Here is an 18,444-nt window from a genome sequence, read left to right as displayed (position 1 = left end):
CTACGCTTACCGGGCCTACAGATCTTGTAGGCCGGATAAGGCGCAGCCGCCATCCGGCAAAAAGGCACTACAGCCCTCTGCGCCCCCTGCGCTGGGTATAAATCGCATCCGCAACAAAGATCGCCAATGCCACCCAGATAAAGGCGAACGTCACCATCTTATCCGCACCCGGCACTTCGCCGTAAAACACCACTGCCAGCAGGAACATCAGCGTCGGGCCAATGTACTGGAAGAAGCCCAGCGTGGAGAGACGCAGGCGCGTCGCTGCACCGGTGAAGCACAGCAGTGGAATGGTGGTTACCACGCCCGCCGCCATCAGCATCAGGTTCAGCGACCACGGATTGCTGCCCATGTGGCTGGTTGGGCTGTCGGCGATGCCGAAGAGATAAATCGCCGCCACCGGCAGCAGCCACAGGGTTTCAAACAGCATCCCCGTCTGCGCTTCCACCGCAATCTTCTTACGCACCAGGCCGTAGAAGGCAAAGCTGAACGCCAGACCGAGGGCGATAATTGGCAGCGAGCCGAACGTCCACAGCTGCACCAGCACGCCGCAGAAGGCCAGAATCACCGCCACCCACTGCATCCGGCGGAAGCGCTCACCGAGGAAAATCATCCCCAGCACGATGTTCACCAGCGGGTTAATGAAGTACCCCAGGCTCGCTTCGAGCATGTGATGGTTATTCACTGCCCAGATAAACAGCAGCCAGTTACCGCCAATCAGCACGGCAGAGAGCGCCAGCAGGAAGATCTTCTTCGGGGTTTGCAGCAGCGTTTTTACGCCCGACCACTGACGGCTGAGGCTCATCAGCGCAATCATAAAGAAAAACGACCAGATGACGCGGTGAGTGAGGATCTCATCAGCCGGAACGTAGGCGATTAGCTTGAAGTACGCCGGGGCGATACCCCAAATAAAATAAGCGGCAAGGGCGAGTAAAACGCCCTGCCGCGTCTGTTTAGCATCCATCGGGAAAATCCGTTACAAAAAAGTGAATCAATTTTACCCGATTTTGCCGCCTCAACCCACCATATAAGTGGCGGTTGCGCTGGCGATATAAACCTGTTCTTCGTTGTGTAATTCCACGCGCGCCACGGCAACTTTATTCCCGGCGCGCAGCAGGCTGCTGGTACAGGTGAAGCGGTTTCCGCGCCCCGGGCGAAGATAGTCGACGCGCAAATCAATGGTGCCCATGCGCGCCAGACGCTGGCGAAGTTCGTCTTCGTTGATGGTGTCATGGCGCGTCAGCGTACTGCCCACGCAGACCAGTCCTGCCGCCACGTCCAGCGCGGAGGCAATCACGCCGCCGTGTAAAATACTTTGCGCCCAGTTCCCGACCATCATCGGCTGGTTATTGAAACTCAGCTGGGCAAAGTCTTTCTCGTAACGCTCCAGCTCCAGTCCCAGCGCACGGTTAAACGGCATATGGTAAACAAATATCTCGCCCACGAGTTTTAACACTTCTTCGGCGGTAAGCATGGCTGACATGAGGCATCACATCCTTATTGTTAACGAAATGTTGATTTTATGCCTCAGCAACAAGGAATGCTACTTTCAGAAACGAGGATGCAGCAGTTGTCTCAGAAGTCTGTAGAATGTTCGCCACATAACTATTCAGGTAATTTTACTCTTTTGCAGGAGAACACCACCGATGCGGACGTATCTGGCCTGGTTACTGGCGGCGATTTCGCTGCCCCTCACAGCCTATGCGCAGGAAGCGACAATTAAAGAGGTGCATGATAAGCCTGCCGTGCACGGTAGCATTATCGCGAACCTTCTTCAGGAGCATGACAATCCGTTCACGCTCTATCCGTACGACACCAACTACGTGATTTACACCCAGACCAGTGACCTCAACAAAGAGGCGATAAGCTCCTATAACTGGTCTGATAATGCGCGTAAAGATGAGGTGAAGTTCCAGCTCAGCCTCGCGTTCCCGTTCTGGCGCGGCATTCTGGGGCCGAACTCGGTGCTCGGTGCGTCTTACACGCAGAAGTCCTGGTGGCAGCTCTCTAACAGCGGGGAATCCTCGCCGTTCCGCGAAACCAACTACGAGCCGCAGCTGTTCCTCGGCTTCGCAACGGATTATGAATTCGCCGGCTGGACGCTGCGTGACGTCGAAGTGGGCTTTAACCATGATTCTAACGGCCGTTCCGATCCGACTTCCCGTAGCTGGAACCGCGCCTATACGCGCCTGATGGCGCAGAACGGTAACTGGATGGTGGAGGTGAAGCCGTGGTATGTGGTCGGCAGCACTGATGACAACCCGGACATCACCAAATACATGGGCTACTACCAGCTCAAAGTCGGCTATCAGCTGGGCGATGCCGTACTGAGCGCGAAGGGGCAGTATAACTGGAATACCGGTTACGGCGGCGCGGAAGTGGGCTTAAGCTATCCTATGACGAAGCACGTTCGCATCTATACGCAGGTCTACAGCGGTTACGGCGAGTCGCTTATCGATTACAACTTCAACCAGACCCGCGTCGGCGTGGGCGTGATGCTGAACGATATTCTCTAGGTTGCTCGAATGTTTTTGCGTTAAACGTTGAAGTTTCTCTCTCAGGCGCTGAAAATAGCGCCTGTTTTATTTTTCGCATATGGGGTTAATGTGGCGCAGGCGGAAGTATTGAATCAGGAGTCGCTGGCTAAACAGATTTTGCATGAAACCTTTGGCTACCAGCAGTTCCGCCCTGGCCAGGAAACCATCATTGAAACGGTGCTGCAAGGCCGTGACTGCCTGGTGGTGATGCCGACCGGCGGCGGTAAGTCCCTCTGTTATCAGGTGCCTGCGCTGGTGCTTAACGGCCTGACGGTCGTGGTATCCCCGCTCATTTCGCTAATGAAAGACCAGGTTGACCAGCTGCTCGCCAACGGCGTCGCGGCGGCCTGTCTGAACTCGACGCAAACCCGGGAGCAGCAGCAAGAGGTGATGGCCGGGTGCCGCACCGGGCAGATCCGCCTGCTGTATATCGCGCCGGAACGCCTGATGCTGGATAACTTCCTCGACCATCTCGCGCACTGGAATCCGGTGCTGCTGGCAGTGGATGAAGCGCACTGTATCTCCCAGTGGGGACACGATTTCCGCCCGGAATATGCCGCCCTCGGCCAGCTGCGTCAGCGCTTCCCCGAGCTGCCGTTTATGGCGCTTACCGCCACGGCGGATGACACCACGCGCCTGGATATCGTTCGCCTGCTGGGGCTGAACGACCCGTATATTCAGGTCAGCAGCTTCGACCGTCCGAACATCCGCTACATGCTGATGGAAAAATTCAAGCCGCTGGATCAGCTCCTGCGCTACGTCCAGGAGCAGCGCGGCAAGTCCGGCATCATCTACTGCAATAGCCGCGCAAAGGTGGAAGACACCGCTGCGCGTCTGCAAAATCGCGGCTTTAGCGCGGCGGCATACCATGCCGGGTTAGAGAACCACATCCGCGCCGACGTGCAGGAAAAATTCCAGCGCGACGACCTGCAAATCGTCGTCGCGACGGTGGCGTTCGGGATGGGGATCAACAAGCCCAACGTGCGCTTTGTGGTGCACTTCGACATTCCGCGCAATATCGAATCCTACTATCAGGAAACCGGTCGCGCCGGGCGTGACGGTCTGCCTGCAGAAGCGATGCTGTTTTACGATCCGGCCGATATGGCGTGGCTGCGCAGCTGTCTGGAAGAGAAGCCGCAGGGGCAGCTGCAGGATATCGAGCGCCACAAGCTCAACGCGATGGGCGCGTTTGCCGAAGCGCAAACCTGCCGTCGTCTGGTGCTGCTCAACTACTTTGGTGAAGGGCGGCAGGAGCCGTGCGGTAACTGCGATATCTGCCTGGATCCCCCAAAACAGTACGATGGCCTGATGGACGCGCGTAAGGCGCTCTCGACCATTTACCGCGTGAACCAGCGCTTCGGGATGGGCTACGTGGTGGAAGTGCTGCGCGGTGCCAACAACCAGCGTATTCGCGATATGGGCCACGACAAGCTGCCTGTCTACGGTATTGGCAAGGACCAGAGCCACGAGCACTGGGTCAGCATCATTCGCCAGCTGATTCACCTCGGCTTTGCTACGCAGAACATTGCTCAGCACTCCGCGCTACAGCTGACCGAAGCGGCGCGTCCGGTGCTGCGCGGTGACGTTGAACTGAAGCTCGCCGTGCCGCGTGTGGTCGCCCTCAAGCCGCGCGTGATGCAGAAATCCTACGGCGGCAACTACGACCGCAAGCTGTTCGCCAAATTGCGCAAGCTGCGTAAGGCCATCGCTGATGAAGAGAACATCCCGCCATACGTGGTGTTCAACGACGCGACGCTCATTGAGATGGCCGAGCAGATGCCGCTCAGCGCCAGCGAAATGCTCAGCGTCAACGGCGTCGGTACGCGCAAGCTGGAGCGCTTCGGTAAAGAGTTTATGGCGCTCATTCGTTCCCACGTTGATGGTGATGATGAGGAGTAGTCAGCCGGGCGAAAAAGTGCCAGGATGATGACTCACTGAATTATTTCCCCGCGAGCTAATTATGTTAATGCTATTTCTCACCGTGGCGTTAGTGCACATCGTTGCGCTGATGAGCCCGGGACCTGACTTTTTCTTCGTGTCGCAAACGGCCGTCAGCCGCTCCCGCAAGGAGGCGATGATGGGCGTGCTCGGTATCACCATGGGCGTTATGGTCTGGGCGGCGGTCGCGCTGCTCGGTCTGAACCTGATCCTGGCGAAGATGGCCTGGCTGCATAACATCATTATGGTCGGCGGCGGGCTGTACCTGTGCTGGATGGGTTACCAGATGCTGCGCGGGGCGCTGAAAAAAGAAGAGAAAAAACCGGAAGAGCCAAAGGTCGAGCTGGCAACGGGCGGCCGCAGCTTTGTAAAAGGGCTGCTGACCAACCTGGCGAACCCGAAAGCGATTATCTATTTCGGCTCCGTGTTCTCGCTGTTTGTGGGTGATAGCGTCGGTGCGGGCGCACGCTGGGGCATCTTCCTGCTGATCGTCGTTGAAACCTTTGCCTGGTTTACAATCGTGGCCAGTCTGTTCGCCTTACCGGCGATGCGCCGCGGCTACCAGCGTATTGCGAAGTGGATCGACGGCTTCGCCGGCGCGCTGTTCGCCGGCTTCGGCATTCATCTCATCATTTCTCGCTAAGCATGACGCGCTGACGCAAGCAGCGCGCCAACCAGCATAAACAGCGAACCAAAGACTTTATTCAGGGCCTTCATCTGCTTAGGCCCTTTAATCCACGCCGCAATCCGCTGCGCCAGCGTCGCGTAACCAATCATGACGATAATATCGACGATAATGGTGGTCGCGCCCAGCACTACATACTGCATCACCTGCGGCTGATGCGGCACGATAAACTGCGGGAACAGCGCGGCGAGGAAAACGATGCTCTTCGGGTTGGTCAGGTTGACGAAAACCGCACGCTTAAACAGATGACCGCGGTTTTGCGTCTGAGCGAGCGTATTCAGGTTAATGGAGCCTGCCGCGCGCCACTGCTGGATGCCGAGCCAAATCAGATAGGCCGCCCCGGCCCATTTCAGCACTTCAAAGGCCAGTACGGAGCGGGAGAACAGGGTGCCCAGACCAATCCCGACCAGCACGATATGAATGCCCAGCCCGGTCTGCAAACCGGCAATGGACGCCGCCGCGCCGCGATAGCCGTGGTTGATGGAGGTGGTCATGGTGTTAATGGCGCCCGAGCCCGGTGAAAGGCTAAGGATGATGGATGTCAGCAGGTAAGCGAACCACCACTCGAAGGTCATTTGAAACTCCCGAATTGTCTGTTTTTATGCCACAATACGCTATTGTTGAGTCATTTTGTGACCGGTTACGAAAAAACGATATTCCTTGGCTTAGGTGAGTAGAAACCCAATGTTTCAGCAGAAAAAGGACTGGGAAACACGAGAAAACGCATTTGCTGCTTTCTCCATGGGGCCGCTGACCGATTTCTGGCGCCAGCGTGAGGAAGATGAGTTTACGGGCGTCGGCGATATTCCAGTACGCTTTGTGCGTTTTCACGATAAGAAAAATGACCGGGTCATTGTGGTCTGCCCCGGACGTATTGAGAGCTACATCAAATACGCCGAACTGGCCTATGACCTGTTCCATCTGGGCTTCGATGTGCTGATTATCGATCACCGCGGGCAGGGGCTGTCAGGGCGCCTGTTATCGGATACCCATCGCGGCCACGTGGATAACTTCAGCGATTACGTCGACGATCTCGCCGCGTTCTGGCAGCAGGAGGTCGAGCCAGGCCCCTGGCGGAAGCGCTATATTCTGGCGCACTCAATGGGCGGTGCGATTTCAACGCTGTTTTTACAGCGCCACGCTCACCAGTGCGACGCCATTGCGCTCACCGCGCCGATGTATGGCATCGTCATGCGTTTTCCTGACTGGATGGTACGCCATATTCTCGACTGGGCTGAGGGCCATCAGCGCATTCGGGAAGGCTATGCCATCGGGACGGGACGCTGGCGGGCGCTGCCGTTTGCGATGAACGTGCTGACGCACAGTCGCCAGCGCTATCGTCGTAACCTGCGTTTTTATGCCGATGAGCCCCGCCTGCGCGTGGGTGGCCCGACATATCACTGGGTACGGGAAGGTATCCTTGCCGGTGAGCAGGTGCTGGCTGGTGTCGACAACGACGACACGCCAACACTCCTGATTCAGGCGGAAGAAGAGCGTGTGGTGGATAACCGCATGCATGACCGCTATTGTGAACTGCGCGCTGCCGCCGGTCACCCTTGTGAAGGGGGAAAACCGCTGGTCATTAACGGCGCGTACCATGAGATCCTTTTTGAAAAGGACGCTATGCGCTCAGTCGCGCTCAACGCCATTGTTGAATTTTTCAACAGGCATAATTGATTTTTGTTTTCCACCAGAGGTTGAAATCCCTATGTACCAGGTTGTTGCATCTGATTTAGATGGCACGCTGCTTTCCCCTGACCACACCCTGTCGCCTTACGCGAAAGAGACCCTGAAGCTTCTGACCGCCCGTGGCGTGAACTTCGTATTTGCCACCGGCCGCCACCACGTCGACGTGGGGCAGATCCGCGATAATCTTGAGATCAAATCGTACATGATCACCTCCAACGGTGCGCGTGTGCATGATACCGACGGCAACTTGATTTTTACCCACAACCTGGATCGCGATATTGCCGCCGATCTGTTCGGCGTGGCGCACAACAACCCGGCTATCGTTACGAACGTTTACCGCGACGACGACTGGTTCATGAACCGCCACCGCCCGGATGAGATGCGTTTCTTCAAGGAAGCCGTATTCAACTACTCCCTGTACGAGCCAGGCCTGCTGGAGCCGGAGGGGATCAGCAAGGTGTTCTTCACCTGCGACAGCCACGAAGTGCTGCTCCCGCTGGAACAGGCGATCAACGCCCGCTGGGGCGATCGCGTCAACGTCAGCTTCTCAACCCTGACCTGTCTGGAAGTGATGGCGGGAGGCGTCTCCAAAGGGCACGCGCTGGAAGCGGTCGCGAAACGTCTGGGCTTCGAGCTGAAAGACTGTATCGCCTTTGGTGACGGCATGAACGATGCTGAAATGCTGTCGATGGCGGGTAAGGGCTGCATCATGCAGAACGCGCATCAGCGTCTGAAAGATCTGCACCCGGAGCTGGAGGTGATTGGTTCTAACGCTGACAACGCGGTACCGAAATACCTGCGCAAGCTGTTCCTTGAATAATCTTCATTCGGTTGTTTATTGCTCAGTTGTCAACTAAAGAGTTCGCTACAATGCCTGTCCTTCTTTCTGAGAGACAAGCATTGTGGCGCTACTCATTATCACCACTATCCTGTGGGCCTTCTCCTTTAGCCTGATTGGCGAATACCTTGCCGGTTCGGTCGACAGCTACTTCTCGGTGCTGATGCGCGTGGGGCTGGCGGCGCTGGTGTTCCTGCCGTTTCTGCGCACGCGCGGGCAGTCGCTGAAAACGATTGTGCTGTATATGCTGGTGGGGGCGATGCAGCTCGGCATCATGTACCTGTTCAGCTTCCGGGCTTATGTCTACCTGTCCGTCTCGGAATTCCTGCTGTTCACCGTGTTAACGCCGCTCTATATCACGCTGATCTACGATTTGCTCAGCAAGCGCCGCCTGCGTTGGGGATATCTGCTGAGCGCGGCGCTGGCGGTGATTGGCGCGGCAATTATTCGCTACGACAAAGTGAGCGATCACTTCTGGACCGGGCTGATGTTCGTCCAGCTCGCCAACATCAGCTTCGCCATCGGCATGGTGGGCTACAAACGCCTGATGGAAACCCGTCCGATGCCGCAGCATAACGCGTTTGCGTGGTTCTACATGGGGGCCGCGATCGTCGCGGTGGCGGCGTGGTTTATGCTGGGTAACCCGCAAAAGCTGCCTACCACCACCGTACAGTGGGGTGTTCTGGTCTGGCTGGGCGTCGTGGCTTCCGGGTTGGGGTACTTCATGTGGAACTACGGCGCGACGCAGGTCGACGCCGGTACGCTCGGGATCATGAACAACGTACATGTTCCTGCAGGGCTGCTGGTCAACCTTGCCATCTGGCAGCAACAGCCGCACTGGCCGAGCTTCCTTATTGGGGGAGCGGTGATCCTGGCTTCGCTGTGGGTCCATCGACGCTGGGTCGCTCCGCGCTCCGCACAAACGGAAGATGGTCGCACGCGTGGTTCCGCGCTGAGCGAATAAACGCCTCCGTAATCGGCTGACGCTGCTCGCCATCGCGCACGGCGGCGTACAGCCGGCTCCACAGTCCTTCACCCAGGGTCTTGGTCACCACCAGCCCCTGGCGTTCAAAGCTCTCTACCACCCAGTGCGGCAGCGCCGCGATACCCATTCTGGCCGCCACCATCTGAATCAACAGCAGGGTGTTATCCACGCTTTTTAGCTGCGGACTGATGCCCGCGGGCTGCAGGAAGTGCCGCCAGATATCCAGACGACTGCGCTGAACCGGGTAAATCAGCAGCGTTTCCGTCGCCAGATCTTCCGGCGTGATGCGCGTTTTGGCCGCCAGCGGATGATCCGGTGCCAGCACCAGGCGCACTTCATAATCAAACATCGGTGAATAGTGCAGGCCGCTGCGCGGCAGAATATCGGACGTCATCACCAGATCCAGCTCGCCCTGCTGCAGCGAGGGCTGCGGGTCGAACGTCACGCCGGATTTAAAGTCCATCTCCACCTGCGGCCACTTCTGGCGGAAGTTCTCAAGCGCGGGGGTCAGCCACTGAATACAGCTGTGGCACTCAATGGCGATACGCAGCGTGGTCTGCTGCGGTTCGTTACATGCCTGCAGCGCGCTGGCGATCTGCGGCAGGACCTGATTCGCCAGCTGAAGCAAAATTTCACCCTGCGGCGTAAAGCGCAGCGGCTGGCTCTTACGCACAAAAAGACGGAAGCCGAGGCGTTGTTCCAGATCGCTGAACTGGTGAGAAAGGGCGGACTGGGTCTGGTGCAGCGTGGCCGCCGCTGCCGCGAGCGATCCGCAGTTCCGCAACGCTTGTAGCGTTTTCAGGTGTTTTATCTCGATCATGAAAGTCCTTCACTTCGCCATGAACATTTTGCGCTTGAGGAATATACAGTACCTGCCAATTATAGAAGTGTAAACATCTGGACGTCTAAATAACGAATTTCACAAGGGGCATACCATGACAATCCGTAATCACACTCTCGGTTTCCCTCGCGTTGGCCTGCGTCGCGAGCTGAAAAAAGCGCAAGAAAGCTACTGGGCGGGGAACGCCACCCGTGAAGAACTGCTGGCAGTGGGGCGCGAGCTGCGCGCCCGTCACTGGGCGCAGCAGAAGCAGGCGGGAATTGACCTGCTGCCGGTGGGCGATTTCGCCTGGTACGACCATGTTCTGACGACAAGCCTGCTGCTTGGCAACGTGCCGGCTCGTCATCAGAACAACGATGGATCGGTAGATATCGATACCCTGTTCCGCATCGGCCGTGGCCGTGCGCCAACGGGTGAGCCAGCGGCAGCGGCGGAAATGACCAAGTGGTTTAACACTAACTATCACTATATGGTGCCGGAGTTCGTAAAAGGTCAGCAGTTCAGGCTGACCTGGACGCAGCTTCTGGATGAAGTGGACGAAGCGCTGGCGCTGGGCCACCAGGTGAAACCCGTACTGTTGGGGCCGGTGACCTATCTGTGGTTGGGGAAAGTCAAAGGCGAGCAGTTCGATCGTCTGAGCCTGCTGAAGGACATTCTGCCGGTCTACAAACAGGTGCTGATTGAACTGGGCAAACGCGGCATTCAGTGGGTGCAAATCGACGAGCCCGCGCTGGTGCTTGAGCTGCCGCAGGTTTGGCTTGATGCTTTCAAACCGGCTTACGATGCACTCAACGGGCAGGTGAAGCTGTTGCTTACCACCTACTTTGAAGGTGTGACGCCGAACCTCAGCACCATCACCAGATTGCCGGTGCAGGGGCTGCACGTTGACCTGGTGCATGGCAAAGATGACGTCGCAGAACTGCACAAGCGCCTGCCAGCAGACTGGCTGCTCTCCGCCGGTCTGGTCAACGGCCGTAACGTCTGGCGCGCCGATCTGACCGAGAAATACGCCCAAATTAAAGACATCGTCGGCAAACGCGAGCTTTGGGTGGCTTCATCCTGCTCGCTGCTGCACAGTCCGATCGATCTGAGCGTGGAAACCCGTCTCGACCCTGAAGTAAAAAGCTGGTTTGCCTTCGCCCTGCAAAAATGTGAAGAGCTAGCGCTGCTGCGCGATGCGCTGAACAGCGACGACACGGCGGCGATTCGCGAATGGAGTGCACCAATCCAGGCGCGCCGCCACTCGGCTCGCGTGCACAACCCGGCGGTAGAAAAACGCCTGGCGGCCATCACCGCTCAGGACAGCCAGCGCCAGAGCTCGTATGAAGTGCGTGCCGAAGCCCAGCGCGCCCGCTTCAACCTGCCCGCGTGGCCAACCACCACTATCGGTTCCTTCCCGCAGACTACCGAAATCCGCGGCCTGCGTCTGGACTTCAAAAAGGGGAATCTGGATGCGAATCACTACCGCACCGGGATTGCCGAACACATCAAGCAGGCGATTATCGAGCAGGAGCGGCTGGGGCTGGACGTGCTGGTGCACGGCGAGGCCGAGCGTAACGACATGGTGGAATACTTCGGTGAACACCTGGACGGGTTCGTCTTTACCCAGAACGGCTGGGTGCAAAGCTATGGCTCCCGCTGCGTCAAGCCGCCGGTGGTCATCGGTGACGTCAGCCGTCCGGAGCCGATCACGGTTGAGTGGGCGAAGTACGCCCAGTCCCTGACCGACAAGCCGGTAAAAGGCATGCTCACCGGTCCGGTGACCATCCTTTGCTGGTCCTTCCCGCGTGAGGACGTAACCCGCGAGACCATCGCGAAGCAAATCGCACTGGCGCTGCGTGATGAAGTGGCGGATCTGGAAGCTGCAGGCATAGGCATCATCCAGATTGACGAACCGGCCCTGCGCGAAGGTCTGCCGCTGCGCCGCAGTGACTGGGATGCCTACCTGAAGTGGGGCGTGGAGGCATTCCGCATCAACGCCGTGGTGGCGAAGGACGACACCCAGATCCACACCCACATGTGTTACTGCGAATTTAACGACATCATGGATTCGATAGCCGCGCTGGACGCTGACGTGATCACCATCGAGACCTCGCGTTCAGACATGGAGCTGCTGGAGTCGTTTGAAGAATTCGACTACCCGAACGAAATCGGTCCGGGGGTGTACGACATCCACTCTCCGAACGTGCCGAGCGTGGAGTGGATTGAGTCGCTGCTGAAAAAAGCGGCCCAGCGCATTCCGGCTGAGCGTCTGTGGGTGAACCCGGACTGCGGCCTGAAAACTCGCGGCTGGCCGGAGACGCGTGCCGCGCTGGCGAACATGGTGAAGGCGGCGCAAAACTTGCGTCAGGCTTGATGATGCGTAGGCCCGGTAAGGCGTAGACGCCACCGGGCTTTTTTTTACGCTTTTTTACCGCCGTACTGGCTGAACCACGCCAGCATTCTCTGCCAGCCGTCTTTGGCTGATTCCGCGTGATAGCTCGGACGATAATCCGCGTTAAACGCGTGCCCGGCATCCGGATACACCACGATCTCCGCCTTCGCATTGGCCGCACGGAGCGCATGGCGCATGGTCTCTACCGAATCCAGCGAAATACCGGTGTCCTGCCCGCCATACAGCCCTAATACGGGGGCATTCAGCTCCGTGGCGATATCCACGGGATGTTTCGGTGAATTGAGCGTTTTTTCACCTACCAGTTTACCGTACCAGGCCACAGCGGCTTTAAGCTGCGGGTTATGCGCGGCATACAGCCAGCTGATGCGTCCGCCCCAGCAGAAACCGGTGACCAGCAGACGATGGGGATCGCCCCCGTTGCGCGCCGCCCAGCTGGCGACGTGGTCGAGATCGGCCAGCACCTGCGCGTCCGGGACTTTGCTGACCAGGTTGCTGAGCAAGGTGGGAATATCGCTGTAATCGTTCGGATCGCCCTGGCGAAAGTAGAGCTCTGGCGCAACGGCCAGATAGCCTTCCAGCGCCAGCCGGCGGCAGAGGTCGCGAATGTGTTCGTGAACGCCGAAAATTTCCTGAACCACGATCACGATGGGCAGCGGACCGTCTGCCGATTTTGGTCGTGCGTGGTAAGCAGGCATATTCTCTCCCTGCGAGGGAATAGAGGTCTCACCCGCCGTGATGGCCTCTTCAGACGTTGAGACGATGGTTGAGGCATGCGGGGCCGCAGCAGGTGCAAAACCGGTTTTTTCAGTCATGGCATTCTCCGTACCAATGAGTTAGCGCAAAGGTAAATATAGTCACCAGGTTAACAACTCACAGTGCCTTAAACGGTCTATCTTTTGTGCAGCACCTGACGATATAACTTGTTAATGTGATGTAAATCACCTTTTTGTGGAAATACAATGCAATCATTTTCATTCATGGTGAGATGTGTCACGAAATTATGCTTTCCGCTTCTGTAAAGTACCGTTTTACTTCTTCTGACTAACCGACCCACAGAGGAGTCACCTATGTCTAAGTCTGATGTTTTTCATCTCGGCCTCACTAAAAACGATTTACAAGGGGCTACGCTCGCTATCGTCCCTGGCGATCCGGAGCGTGTGGAAAAGATCGCCGCGCTGATGGATAAGCCGGTTAAGCTGGCAGCCCATCGTGAATTCACCACCTGGCGCGCAGAGCTGGATGGTAAAGCCGTGATCGTGTGTTCTACCGGTATCGGTGGCCCGTCTACGTCTATTGCTGTTGAAGAGCTGGCACAGCTGGGCATTCGTACTTTCCTGCGTATCGGTACCACTGGCGCTATTCAGCCGCACATCAACGTCGGCGACGTGCTGGTGACGACCGCGTCCGTGCGTCTGGATGGCGCAAGCCTGCACTTTGCGCCGATGGAATTCCCGGCAGTAGCAGACTTTGAATGTACCACCGCGCTGGTTGAAGCCGCGAAATCCGTTGGCGCGACCACTCACGTGGGTGTAACCGCTTCGTCCGATACCTTCTATCCCGGTCAGGAGCGTTACGACACCTTCTCTGGCCGCGTGGTAAGCCGCTTCAAAGGCTCTATGGAAGAGTGGCAGTCCATGGGCGTGATGAACTACGAAATGGAATCCGCCACGCTGCTGACCATGTGCGCAAGCCAGGGCCTGCGTGCCGGTATGGTGGCGGGCGTTATCGTCAACCGTACTCAGCAGGAAATCCCGAACGCTGAAACCATGAAGCAGACCGAAAGTCATGCGGTGAAAATCGTGGTTGAAGCCGCGCGTCGCCTGATCTAATCCTCTCCTTTCGAAATCAAAGGCCGACACGTTCGGCCTTTATTTTTTGCGTAGCGCCTCGCAGGAAAACCCTTTCAAACTGGACGTTTATACAGCACAATCTTATTTTGTGCGGGTAATACGTTGATGCAGGGGGCATTGTGGATATCTCAGTCCTGATTTATGCGGTGATTGCGCTGGCGGGCGTGGCGATAGGCTGGCTCATTTCCAGCTATCAGCATGCACAGCAGAAGGCCGATCAGCTGGCTGAACGCGAAGAGATCGTCGCCGAATTAAGCGCGGCAAAGCAGCAGCTTGCGCTGAGTGATCACTGGCGAGAGGAGTGCGAGTTACTCAACAACGAGCTGCGCAACCTGAGAGATATCAACACCTCACTGGAGGCCGATCTCCGCGAAGTGACCACCCGTCTGGAATCCACTCAACTGCATGCGGAAGATAAAATCCGCCAGATGATCAACAGCGAGCAGCGCCTCAGCGAACAGTTTGAAAACCTCGCGAACCGTATTTTTGAGCACAGCAACCGCCGCGTTGACGAGCAGAACCGCCAGAGCCTGAACAGCCTGCTGACGCCCCTGCGTGAACAGCTGGACGGCTTCCGCCGCCAGGTACAGGACAGCTTTGGTCAGGAAGCCCGAGAGCGGCACACCCTGGCGCATGAAATCCGCAATCTCCAGCAGCTGAATGCCCAGATGGCGCAGGAGGCGGTCAACCTCACCCGCGCGCTTAAAGGGGATAACAAAACCCAGGGCAACTGGGGAGAAGTGGTGCTGACCCGCGTCCTGGAAGCCTCTGGCCTGCGGGAAGGGTATGAATACGAAACCCAGGTGAGTATCGAAAACGATGCCCGCTCGCGAATGCAGCCGGATGTGATTGTGCGGCTGCCGCAGGGCAAAGATGTGGTGATTGACGCCAAAATGACGCTGGTGGCGTATGAGCGTTACTTCAATGCGGAAGATGACTACACCCGAGAATCGGCGCTGCAGGAGCACATTGCCTCCGTACGCAATCATATTCGCCTGCTCGGCAGGAAAGACTATCAGCAGCTACCGGGGCTGCGCTCGCTGGACTATGTCCTGATGTTTATTCCGGTAGAGCCCGCGTTTCTGCTGGCACTCGACAGGCAGCCTGAACTCATCACCGAAGCGCTCAAAAATAATATTATGCTGGTCAGCCCCACCACGCTGCTGGTGGCCTTACGCACGATTGCGAACCTGTGGCGCTACGAGCACCAGAGCCGCAACGCGCAGCAGATTGCCGACCGCGCCAGCAAGCTGTACGACAAAATGCGCCTCTTCGTGGACGACATGTCCTCAGTCGGGCAGAGCCTGGACCGCGCGCAGGATAACTACCGTCAGGCGATGAAAAAACTCGCCTCAGGACGTGGCAATCTTCTGGCGCAGGCCGAATCATTCCGCAGCCTGGGGGTTGAGGTGAAACGCGAGATTAATCCGGAATTGGTTGAACAGGCTACCGCCCAGGATGACGAGTTTCGCCTGCGTGAAGGGGTAGAAGAACAAAAGACAAACAGTGAAGACAATGCGTTAGCGGCCGATTTATCACCGAACGAACCCCCGGCGCGTTTCTTTCGCGGTGGTTGAAACGTAGGGCAATTGCGCCCAATCTGTTACACTTCACGAACATTTTACTGATAAGCAGGCTCTGAGATGGTTGACGATTCACAAGACACAACGCACTTTGGCTTTCAGACTGTCGCCAAAGCGCAGAAAGCTGACATGGTGGCCCACGTATTTCATTCCGTGGCGGCGAAGTACGATGTGATGAATGATCTGATGTCGTTCGGCATTCATCGCTTGTGGAAGCGCTTCACTATCGACTGTAGCGGCGTGCGTCGTGGACAAACGGTGCTGGATTTAGCCGGTGGTACGGGCGATTTAACTGCAAAGTTCTCACGTCTTGTGGGCGAAACCGGTCGCGTTGTTCTGGCAGACATTAATGACTCCATGCTCAAAATGGGACGCGAAAAGCTGCGTAACATCGGCGTGGTGGGGAACGTGGAATATGTGCAGGCAAATGCCGAAGCACTGCCGTTCCCGGATAATACCTTTGACTGCATCACGATCTCCTTCGGTCTGCGTAACGTGACCGATAAAGAAAAAGCGCTGCGCTCCATGTATCGCGTGCTGAAGCCGGGTGGACGCCTGCTGGTGCTCGAATTCTCCAAACCGATTATCGAGCCGCTGAGCAAAGCTTACGACGCCTATTCCTTCCACGTGCTGCCGCGCATCGGTGAGCTGGTGGCTAACGACGCGGAAAGCTATCGCTATCTGGCGGAATCTATCCGTATGCACCCGGACCAAGACACCTTAAAAGCCATGATGCAGGATGCTGAATTCGAGAACGTTGAATATTTCAACCTGACGGCGGGTGTCGTCGCGCTGCATCGCGGTTACAAGTTCTGAGTGGAGGTGTCCCGTGCCCTTTAAACCCTTAGTCTCCGCAGGTATCGAAAACGTACTGAATGCCTTTCTCTATCGCGCACCAGCGTTGAAAGCTGCGCGTCAGCGGCTAAACGGGAAGGTATTACGCATTGTTTTAAAAGAGTTCTCGACGCCGCTGGTGCTGGTCTTCAGCGAACGCCAGCTTGACGTTCTGGGGGCGTGGGAAGGTGACGCCGACTGCTCGGTCATCACGCACATGAGCGTGCTGCCAAAACTGCGCGATCGCCAGCAATTAACGGCACTTATCCGCAGCGGTGAGCTGGAAGTGGAAGGCGACATTCAGGTCGTGCAGAACTTCGTTGCGCTTACCGATCTGGCGGAGTTTGATCCGGCAGAGCTGCTCGCGCCGTTTATCGGTGACATTGCCGCGGAAGGCATCGGGAAGGTTCTTCATGGTGGCGCGTCCTTTGCGCGTAAAAGCCTGCTACGTCAGCAACGCTATGCGGCGGAAGTACTGACTGAAGAGTGGCGAATGGCCCCCGGACCGCTGGAAGTGGCATGGTTTGCGGAAGAAACCGCGGCTGTTGAACGTGCGGTTGATGCGTTAACCAAACGGCTGGAAAAACTGGAGGGCAAATGACGCCTGGTGAAATTCGGCGCCTCTACTTCATTATTCGTACCTTTTTGAGCTACGGGCTCGACGAGCTTATCCCTAAAATGCGTATCACGCTGCCGCTTCGTATCTGGCGGCGGATGCTGTTCTGGATGCCTAACCGCCATAAAGGTCAGCCGCTTGGCGAACGCCTGCGCCTGGCGCTGCAGGAGCTTGGCCCGGTATGGATTAAGTTCGGGCAGATGCTGTCGACCCGCCGCGATCTCTTTCCGCCGCACATTGCCGATGAACTGGCGATGCTGCAGGACCGTGTTGCCCCGTTTGACGGGGTGAGGGCGAAGAAACAGATCGAAGAGGCGATGGGTAATCTTCCCGTTGAAACCTGGTTTGACGATTTCGAAATAGAACCGCTGGCGTCGGCTTCTATTGCTCAGGTGCACACTGCGCGTCTGAAAGAAAACGGCAAAGAGGTGGTGATTAAGGTGATCCGCCCGGATATCCTGCCGATCATCAAAGCCGACATGAAGCTGATTTACCGTCTGGCCCGTTGGGTTCCGCGTTTATTACCTGATGGCCGCCGACTGCGCCCGATGGAAGTGGTGCGGGAATATGAAAAAACGCTGATTGATGAGCTTAACCTGCTGCGTGAATCGGCAAACGCCATTCAGCTGCGTCGCAACTTTGAAAACAGCCCGATGCTTTATGTTCCCGAAGTCTATTCTGACTACTGCAGCCAGAACATGATGGTGATGGAGCGTATCTACGGTATTCCGGTTTCGGATGTGGTGGCCCTGGAGAAGCAGGGAACGAACATGAAGCTGTTGGCCGAGCGTGGCGTGCAGGTCTTCTTCACCCAGGTGTTCCGCGACAGCTTTTTCCATGCGGACATGCACCCGGGCAATATCTTCGTGAGCTACGAGCACCCTGAGGATCCGAAGTATATCGGTATCGACTGCGGGATTGTGGGGTCGCTGAATAAAGAAGATAAACGGTATCTGGCCGAGAACTTCATCGCGTTCTTCAACCGCGACTACCGTAAGGTGGCCGAGCTGCACGTCGATTCCGGCTGGGTGCCGCCGGATACCAACGTCGAAGAGTTCGAGTTTGCGATCCGGACCGTTTGCGAACCGATTTTTGAAAAACCGCTGGCGGAAATCTCCTTTGGGCATGTGCTGTTGAACCTGTTCAACACGGCTCGCCGCTTTAATATGGAAGTTCAGCCACAGCTAGTTTTACTTCAGAAAACACTACTTTACGTTGAGGGTGTAGGCCGACAGCTCTATCCTCAGTTAGACTTGTGGAAGACCGCGAAACCCTTCCTGGAATCCTGGATTAAGGATCAGGTTGGCATTCCGGCGCTGGTGCGCTCGCTAAAAGAGAAAGGCCCGTTCTGGATAGAAAAAATGCCTGAAATTCCTGAACTGGTTTATGACAGTTTGCGTCAGAGCAAGAACCTTCAGCACAGCATGGATAAAATCGCTCGCGAACTTCAGTCCAGCCGTGTTCGCCAGGGCCAGTCACGCTATCTCTTTGGGATTGGCGCAACGCTGCTGCTGAGCGGTACGCTGCTGCTGATCAACCGCCCGGAGTGGCAGATGATGCCCGCCTGGCTGATGGCCGCCGGGGTGGTTGTCTGGCTTGCCGGATGGCGAAAAACGCGCTGAGTTTGCGTCGCTATCGACAGGTCGCATACGT

Annotated in this window: 17 protein-coding genes; 12 read left to right on the top strand and 5 right to left on the bottom strand. The window is 57.0% G+C overall.

The genetic code is table 11. The features are described from left to right. Positions 1–67 precede the first annotated feature (67 nt). Both rarD and yigI read right to left on the bottom strand, forming a co-directional pair. Complete coding sequence (gene rarD / locus ACVCAM_RS23110) at positions 68–964, bottom strand: EamA family transporter RarD (RefSeq protein WP_025910465.1); 897 nt, start codon at positions 962–964, stop codon at positions 68–70. 51 nt (positions 965–1,015) lie between these two features. Further along, positions 1,016–1,483, bottom strand: coding sequence for an acyl-CoA thioesterase YigI (yigI, locus tag ACVCAM_RS23105; protein WP_008501538.1), 468 nt, complete (start codon positions 1,481–1,483; stop codon positions 1,016–1,018). Positions 1,484–1,646: 163 nt separating this feature from the next. Here yigI and pldA point away from each other — a divergent pair, with 163 nt between their 5' ends. The 3 genes from pldA to rhtC all read left to right on the top strand — a co-directional run bounded on the left by pldA (position 1,647) and on the right by rhtC (position 5,118). Further along, entirely contained in the window at positions 1,647–2,516 is an 870-nt protein-coding gene (gene pldA / locus ACVCAM_RS23100) for a phospholipase A (RefSeq protein ID WP_008501537.1), read from the top strand. Positions 2,517–2,606: 90 nt separating this feature from the next. Further along, entirely contained in the window at positions 2,607–4,436 is a 1,830-nt protein-coding gene (gene recQ / locus ACVCAM_RS23095; RefSeq protein WP_407223744.1) for an ATP-dependent DNA helicase RecQ, read from the top strand. A gap of 61 nt (positions 4,437–4,497) precedes the next feature. Further along, positions 4,498–5,118 (top strand): threonine export protein RhtC, encoded by a 621-nt coding sequence (rhtC, locus tag ACVCAM_RS23090; protein ID WP_010426287.1) that lies wholly within the window; start codon positions 4,498–4,500, stop codon positions 5,116–5,118. On the opposite strand, the gene rhtB is transcribed toward rhtC, so the two are convergent. Next, positions 5,115–5,735, bottom strand: coding sequence for a homoserine/homoserine lactone efflux protein (rhtB, locus tag ACVCAM_RS23085; protein WP_008501533.1), 621 nt, complete (start codon positions 5,733–5,735; stop codon positions 5,115–5,117). The genes rhtC and rhtB overlap by 4 nt on opposite strands. Positions 5,736–5,844: 109 nt before the next feature. Here rhtB and pldB point away from each other — a divergent pair, with 109 nt between their 5' ends. From pldB to ACVCAM_RS23070, 3 genes are all read left to right on the top strand, one after another. Then, positions 5,845–6,837: a lysophospholipase L2 gene (gene pldB / locus ACVCAM_RS23080; protein ID WP_008501532.1), complete on the top strand. Its 993-nt coding sequence runs from the start codon at positions 5,845–5,847 to the stop codon at positions 6,835–6,837. A gap of 31 nt (positions 6,838–6,868) precedes the next feature. Beyond that, positions 6,869–7,669 carry a sugar/pyridoxal phosphate phosphatase YigL gene (gene yigL / locus ACVCAM_RS23075; RefSeq protein WP_447093686.1) on the top strand — a complete coding sequence of 267 codons (801 nt, stop codon included), beginning with the start codon at positions 6,869–6,871 and terminating at the stop codon, positions 7,667–7,669. Positions 7,670–7,751: 82 nt separating this feature from the next. Further along, positions 7,752–8,651 carry a carboxylate/amino acid/amine transporter gene (locus ACVCAM_RS23070; protein WP_008501530.1) on the top strand — a complete coding sequence of 300 codons (900 nt, stop codon included), beginning with the start codon at positions 7,752–7,754 and terminating at the stop codon, positions 8,649–8,651. Here ACVCAM_RS23070 and metR read toward each other — a convergent pair. Then, a complete protein-coding gene (gene metR / locus ACVCAM_RS23065) occupies positions 8,539–9,492 on the bottom strand; it encodes an HTH-type transcriptional regulator MetR (RefSeq protein WP_032667210.1) in 954 nt (317 codons plus the stop codon). The genes ACVCAM_RS23070 and metR overlap by 113 nt on opposite strands. Before the next feature lie 115 nt (positions 9,493–9,607). Between metR and metE the strand changes: the two genes are divergently transcribed. Beyond that, positions 9,608–11,869, top strand: coding sequence for a 5-methyltetrahydropteroyltriglutamate--homocysteine S-methyltransferase (gene metE / locus ACVCAM_RS23060; protein ID WP_407223743.1), 2,262 nt, complete (start codon positions 9,608–9,610; stop codon positions 11,867–11,869). Positions 11,870–11,913: 44 nt separating this feature from the next. Here metE and ACVCAM_RS23055 read toward each other — a convergent pair whose 3' ends face one another. Next, positions 11,914–12,720: a dienelactone hydrolase family protein gene (locus ACVCAM_RS23055; RefSeq protein WP_021242857.1), complete on the bottom strand. Its 807-nt coding sequence runs from the start codon at positions 12,718–12,720 to the stop codon at positions 11,914–11,916. A gap of 255 nt (positions 12,721–12,975) precedes the next feature. On the opposite strand from ACVCAM_RS23055, the gene udp reads away from it, so the two are divergent. The 5 genes from udp (at position 12,976) to ubiB (ending at position 18,413) form a co-directional block, all read left to right on the top strand. Beyond that, positions 12,976–13,737 carry a uridine phosphorylase gene (gene udp, locus ACVCAM_RS23050; RefSeq protein WP_003860792.1) on the top strand — a complete coding sequence of 254 codons (762 nt, stop codon included), beginning with the start codon at positions 12,976–12,978 and terminating at the stop codon, positions 13,735–13,737. Between the two features lie 140 nt (positions 13,738–13,877). Beyond that, positions 13,878–15,335 carry a DNA recombination protein RmuC gene (gene rmuC, locus ACVCAM_RS23045; RefSeq protein ID WP_045372189.1) on the top strand — a complete coding sequence of 486 codons (1,458 nt, stop codon included), beginning with the start codon at positions 13,878–13,880 and terminating at the stop codon, positions 15,333–15,335. 66 nt (positions 15,336–15,401) lie between these two features. Next, on the top strand, positions 15,402–16,157 hold the full coding sequence (gene ubiE, locus ACVCAM_RS23040; RefSeq protein WP_008501525.1) for a bifunctional demethylmenaquinone methyltransferase/2-methoxy-6-polyprenyl-1,4-benzoquinol methylase UbiE: 756 nt from the start codon (positions 15,402–15,404) through the stop codon (positions 16,155–16,157). Between the two features lie 13 nt (positions 16,158–16,170). Then, positions 16,171–16,776, top strand: a complete 606-nt coding sequence (gene ubiJ, locus ACVCAM_RS23035) for a ubiquinone biosynthesis protein UbiJ (protein WP_008501524.1) — start codon at positions 16,171–16,173, stop codon at positions 16,774–16,776. Further along, positions 16,773–18,413, top strand: a complete 1,641-nt coding sequence (gene ubiB, locus ACVCAM_RS23030) for a ubiquinone biosynthesis regulatory protein kinase UbiB (RefSeq protein WP_008501523.1) — start codon at positions 16,773–16,775, stop codon at positions 18,411–18,413. Before ubiJ ends, ubiB begins: the two co-directional genes overlap by 4 nt. The last annotated feature ends 31 nt before the right edge of the window (positions 18,414–18,444 follow it).

The organism is Enterobacter sp. CFEC122 (assembly GCF_052983755.1).
Note: the sequence above shows the minus strand (reverse complement) of the source record. Positions and strands in the feature narration are given on the sequence as shown.

Excerpts from the sequence above, each read along its gene's own strand:
- rhtC (WP_010426287.1), top strand. The coding sequence starts at position 4,498 with ATGTTAATGCTATTTCTCACCGTGGCGTTAGTGCACATCGTTGCGCTG.
- udp (WP_003860792.1), top strand. The coding sequence starts at position 12,976 with ATGTCTAAGTCTGATGTTTTTCATCTCGGCCTCACTAAAAACGATTTA.
- ubiB (WP_008501523.1), top strand. The coding sequence starts at position 16,773 with ATGACGCCTGGTGAAATTCGGCGCCTCTACTTCATTATTCGTACCTTT.
- rarD (WP_025910465.1), bottom strand. The coding sequence starts at position 964 with ATGGATGCTAAACAGACGCGGCAGGGCGTTTTACTCGCCCTTGCCGCT.
- yigL (WP_447093686.1), top strand. The coding sequence starts at position 6,869 with ATGTACCAGGTTGTTGCATCTGATTTAGATGGCACGCTGCTTTCCCCT.
- yigI (WP_008501538.1), bottom strand. The coding sequence starts at position 1,483 with ATGTCAGCCATGCTTACCGCCGAAGAAGTGTTAAAACTCGTGGGCGAG.
- pldA (WP_008501537.1), top strand. The coding sequence starts at position 1,647 with ATGCGGACGTATCTGGCCTGGTTACTGGCGGCGATTTCGCTGCCCCTC.
- metR (WP_032667210.1), bottom strand. The coding sequence starts at position 9,492 with ATGATCGAGATAAAACACCTGAAAACGCTACAAGCGTTGCGGAACTGC.
- ubiE (WP_008501525.1), top strand. The coding sequence starts at position 15,402 with ATGGTTGACGATTCACAAGACACAACGCACTTTGGCTTTCAGACTGTC.
- pldB (WP_008501532.1), top strand. The coding sequence starts at position 5,845 with ATGTTTCAGCAGAAAAAGGACTGGGAAACACGAGAAAACGCATTTGCT.
- metE (WP_407223743.1), top strand. The coding sequence starts at position 9,608 with ATGACAATCCGTAATCACACTCTCGGTTTCCCTCGCGTTGGCCTGCGT.
- ACVCAM_RS23055 (WP_021242857.1), bottom strand. The coding sequence starts at position 12,720 with ATGACTGAAAAAACCGGTTTTGCACCTGCTGCGGCCCCGCATGCCTCA.
- rhtB (WP_008501533.1), bottom strand. The coding sequence starts at position 5,735 with ATGACCTTCGAGTGGTGGTTCGCTTACCTGCTGACATCCATCATCCTT.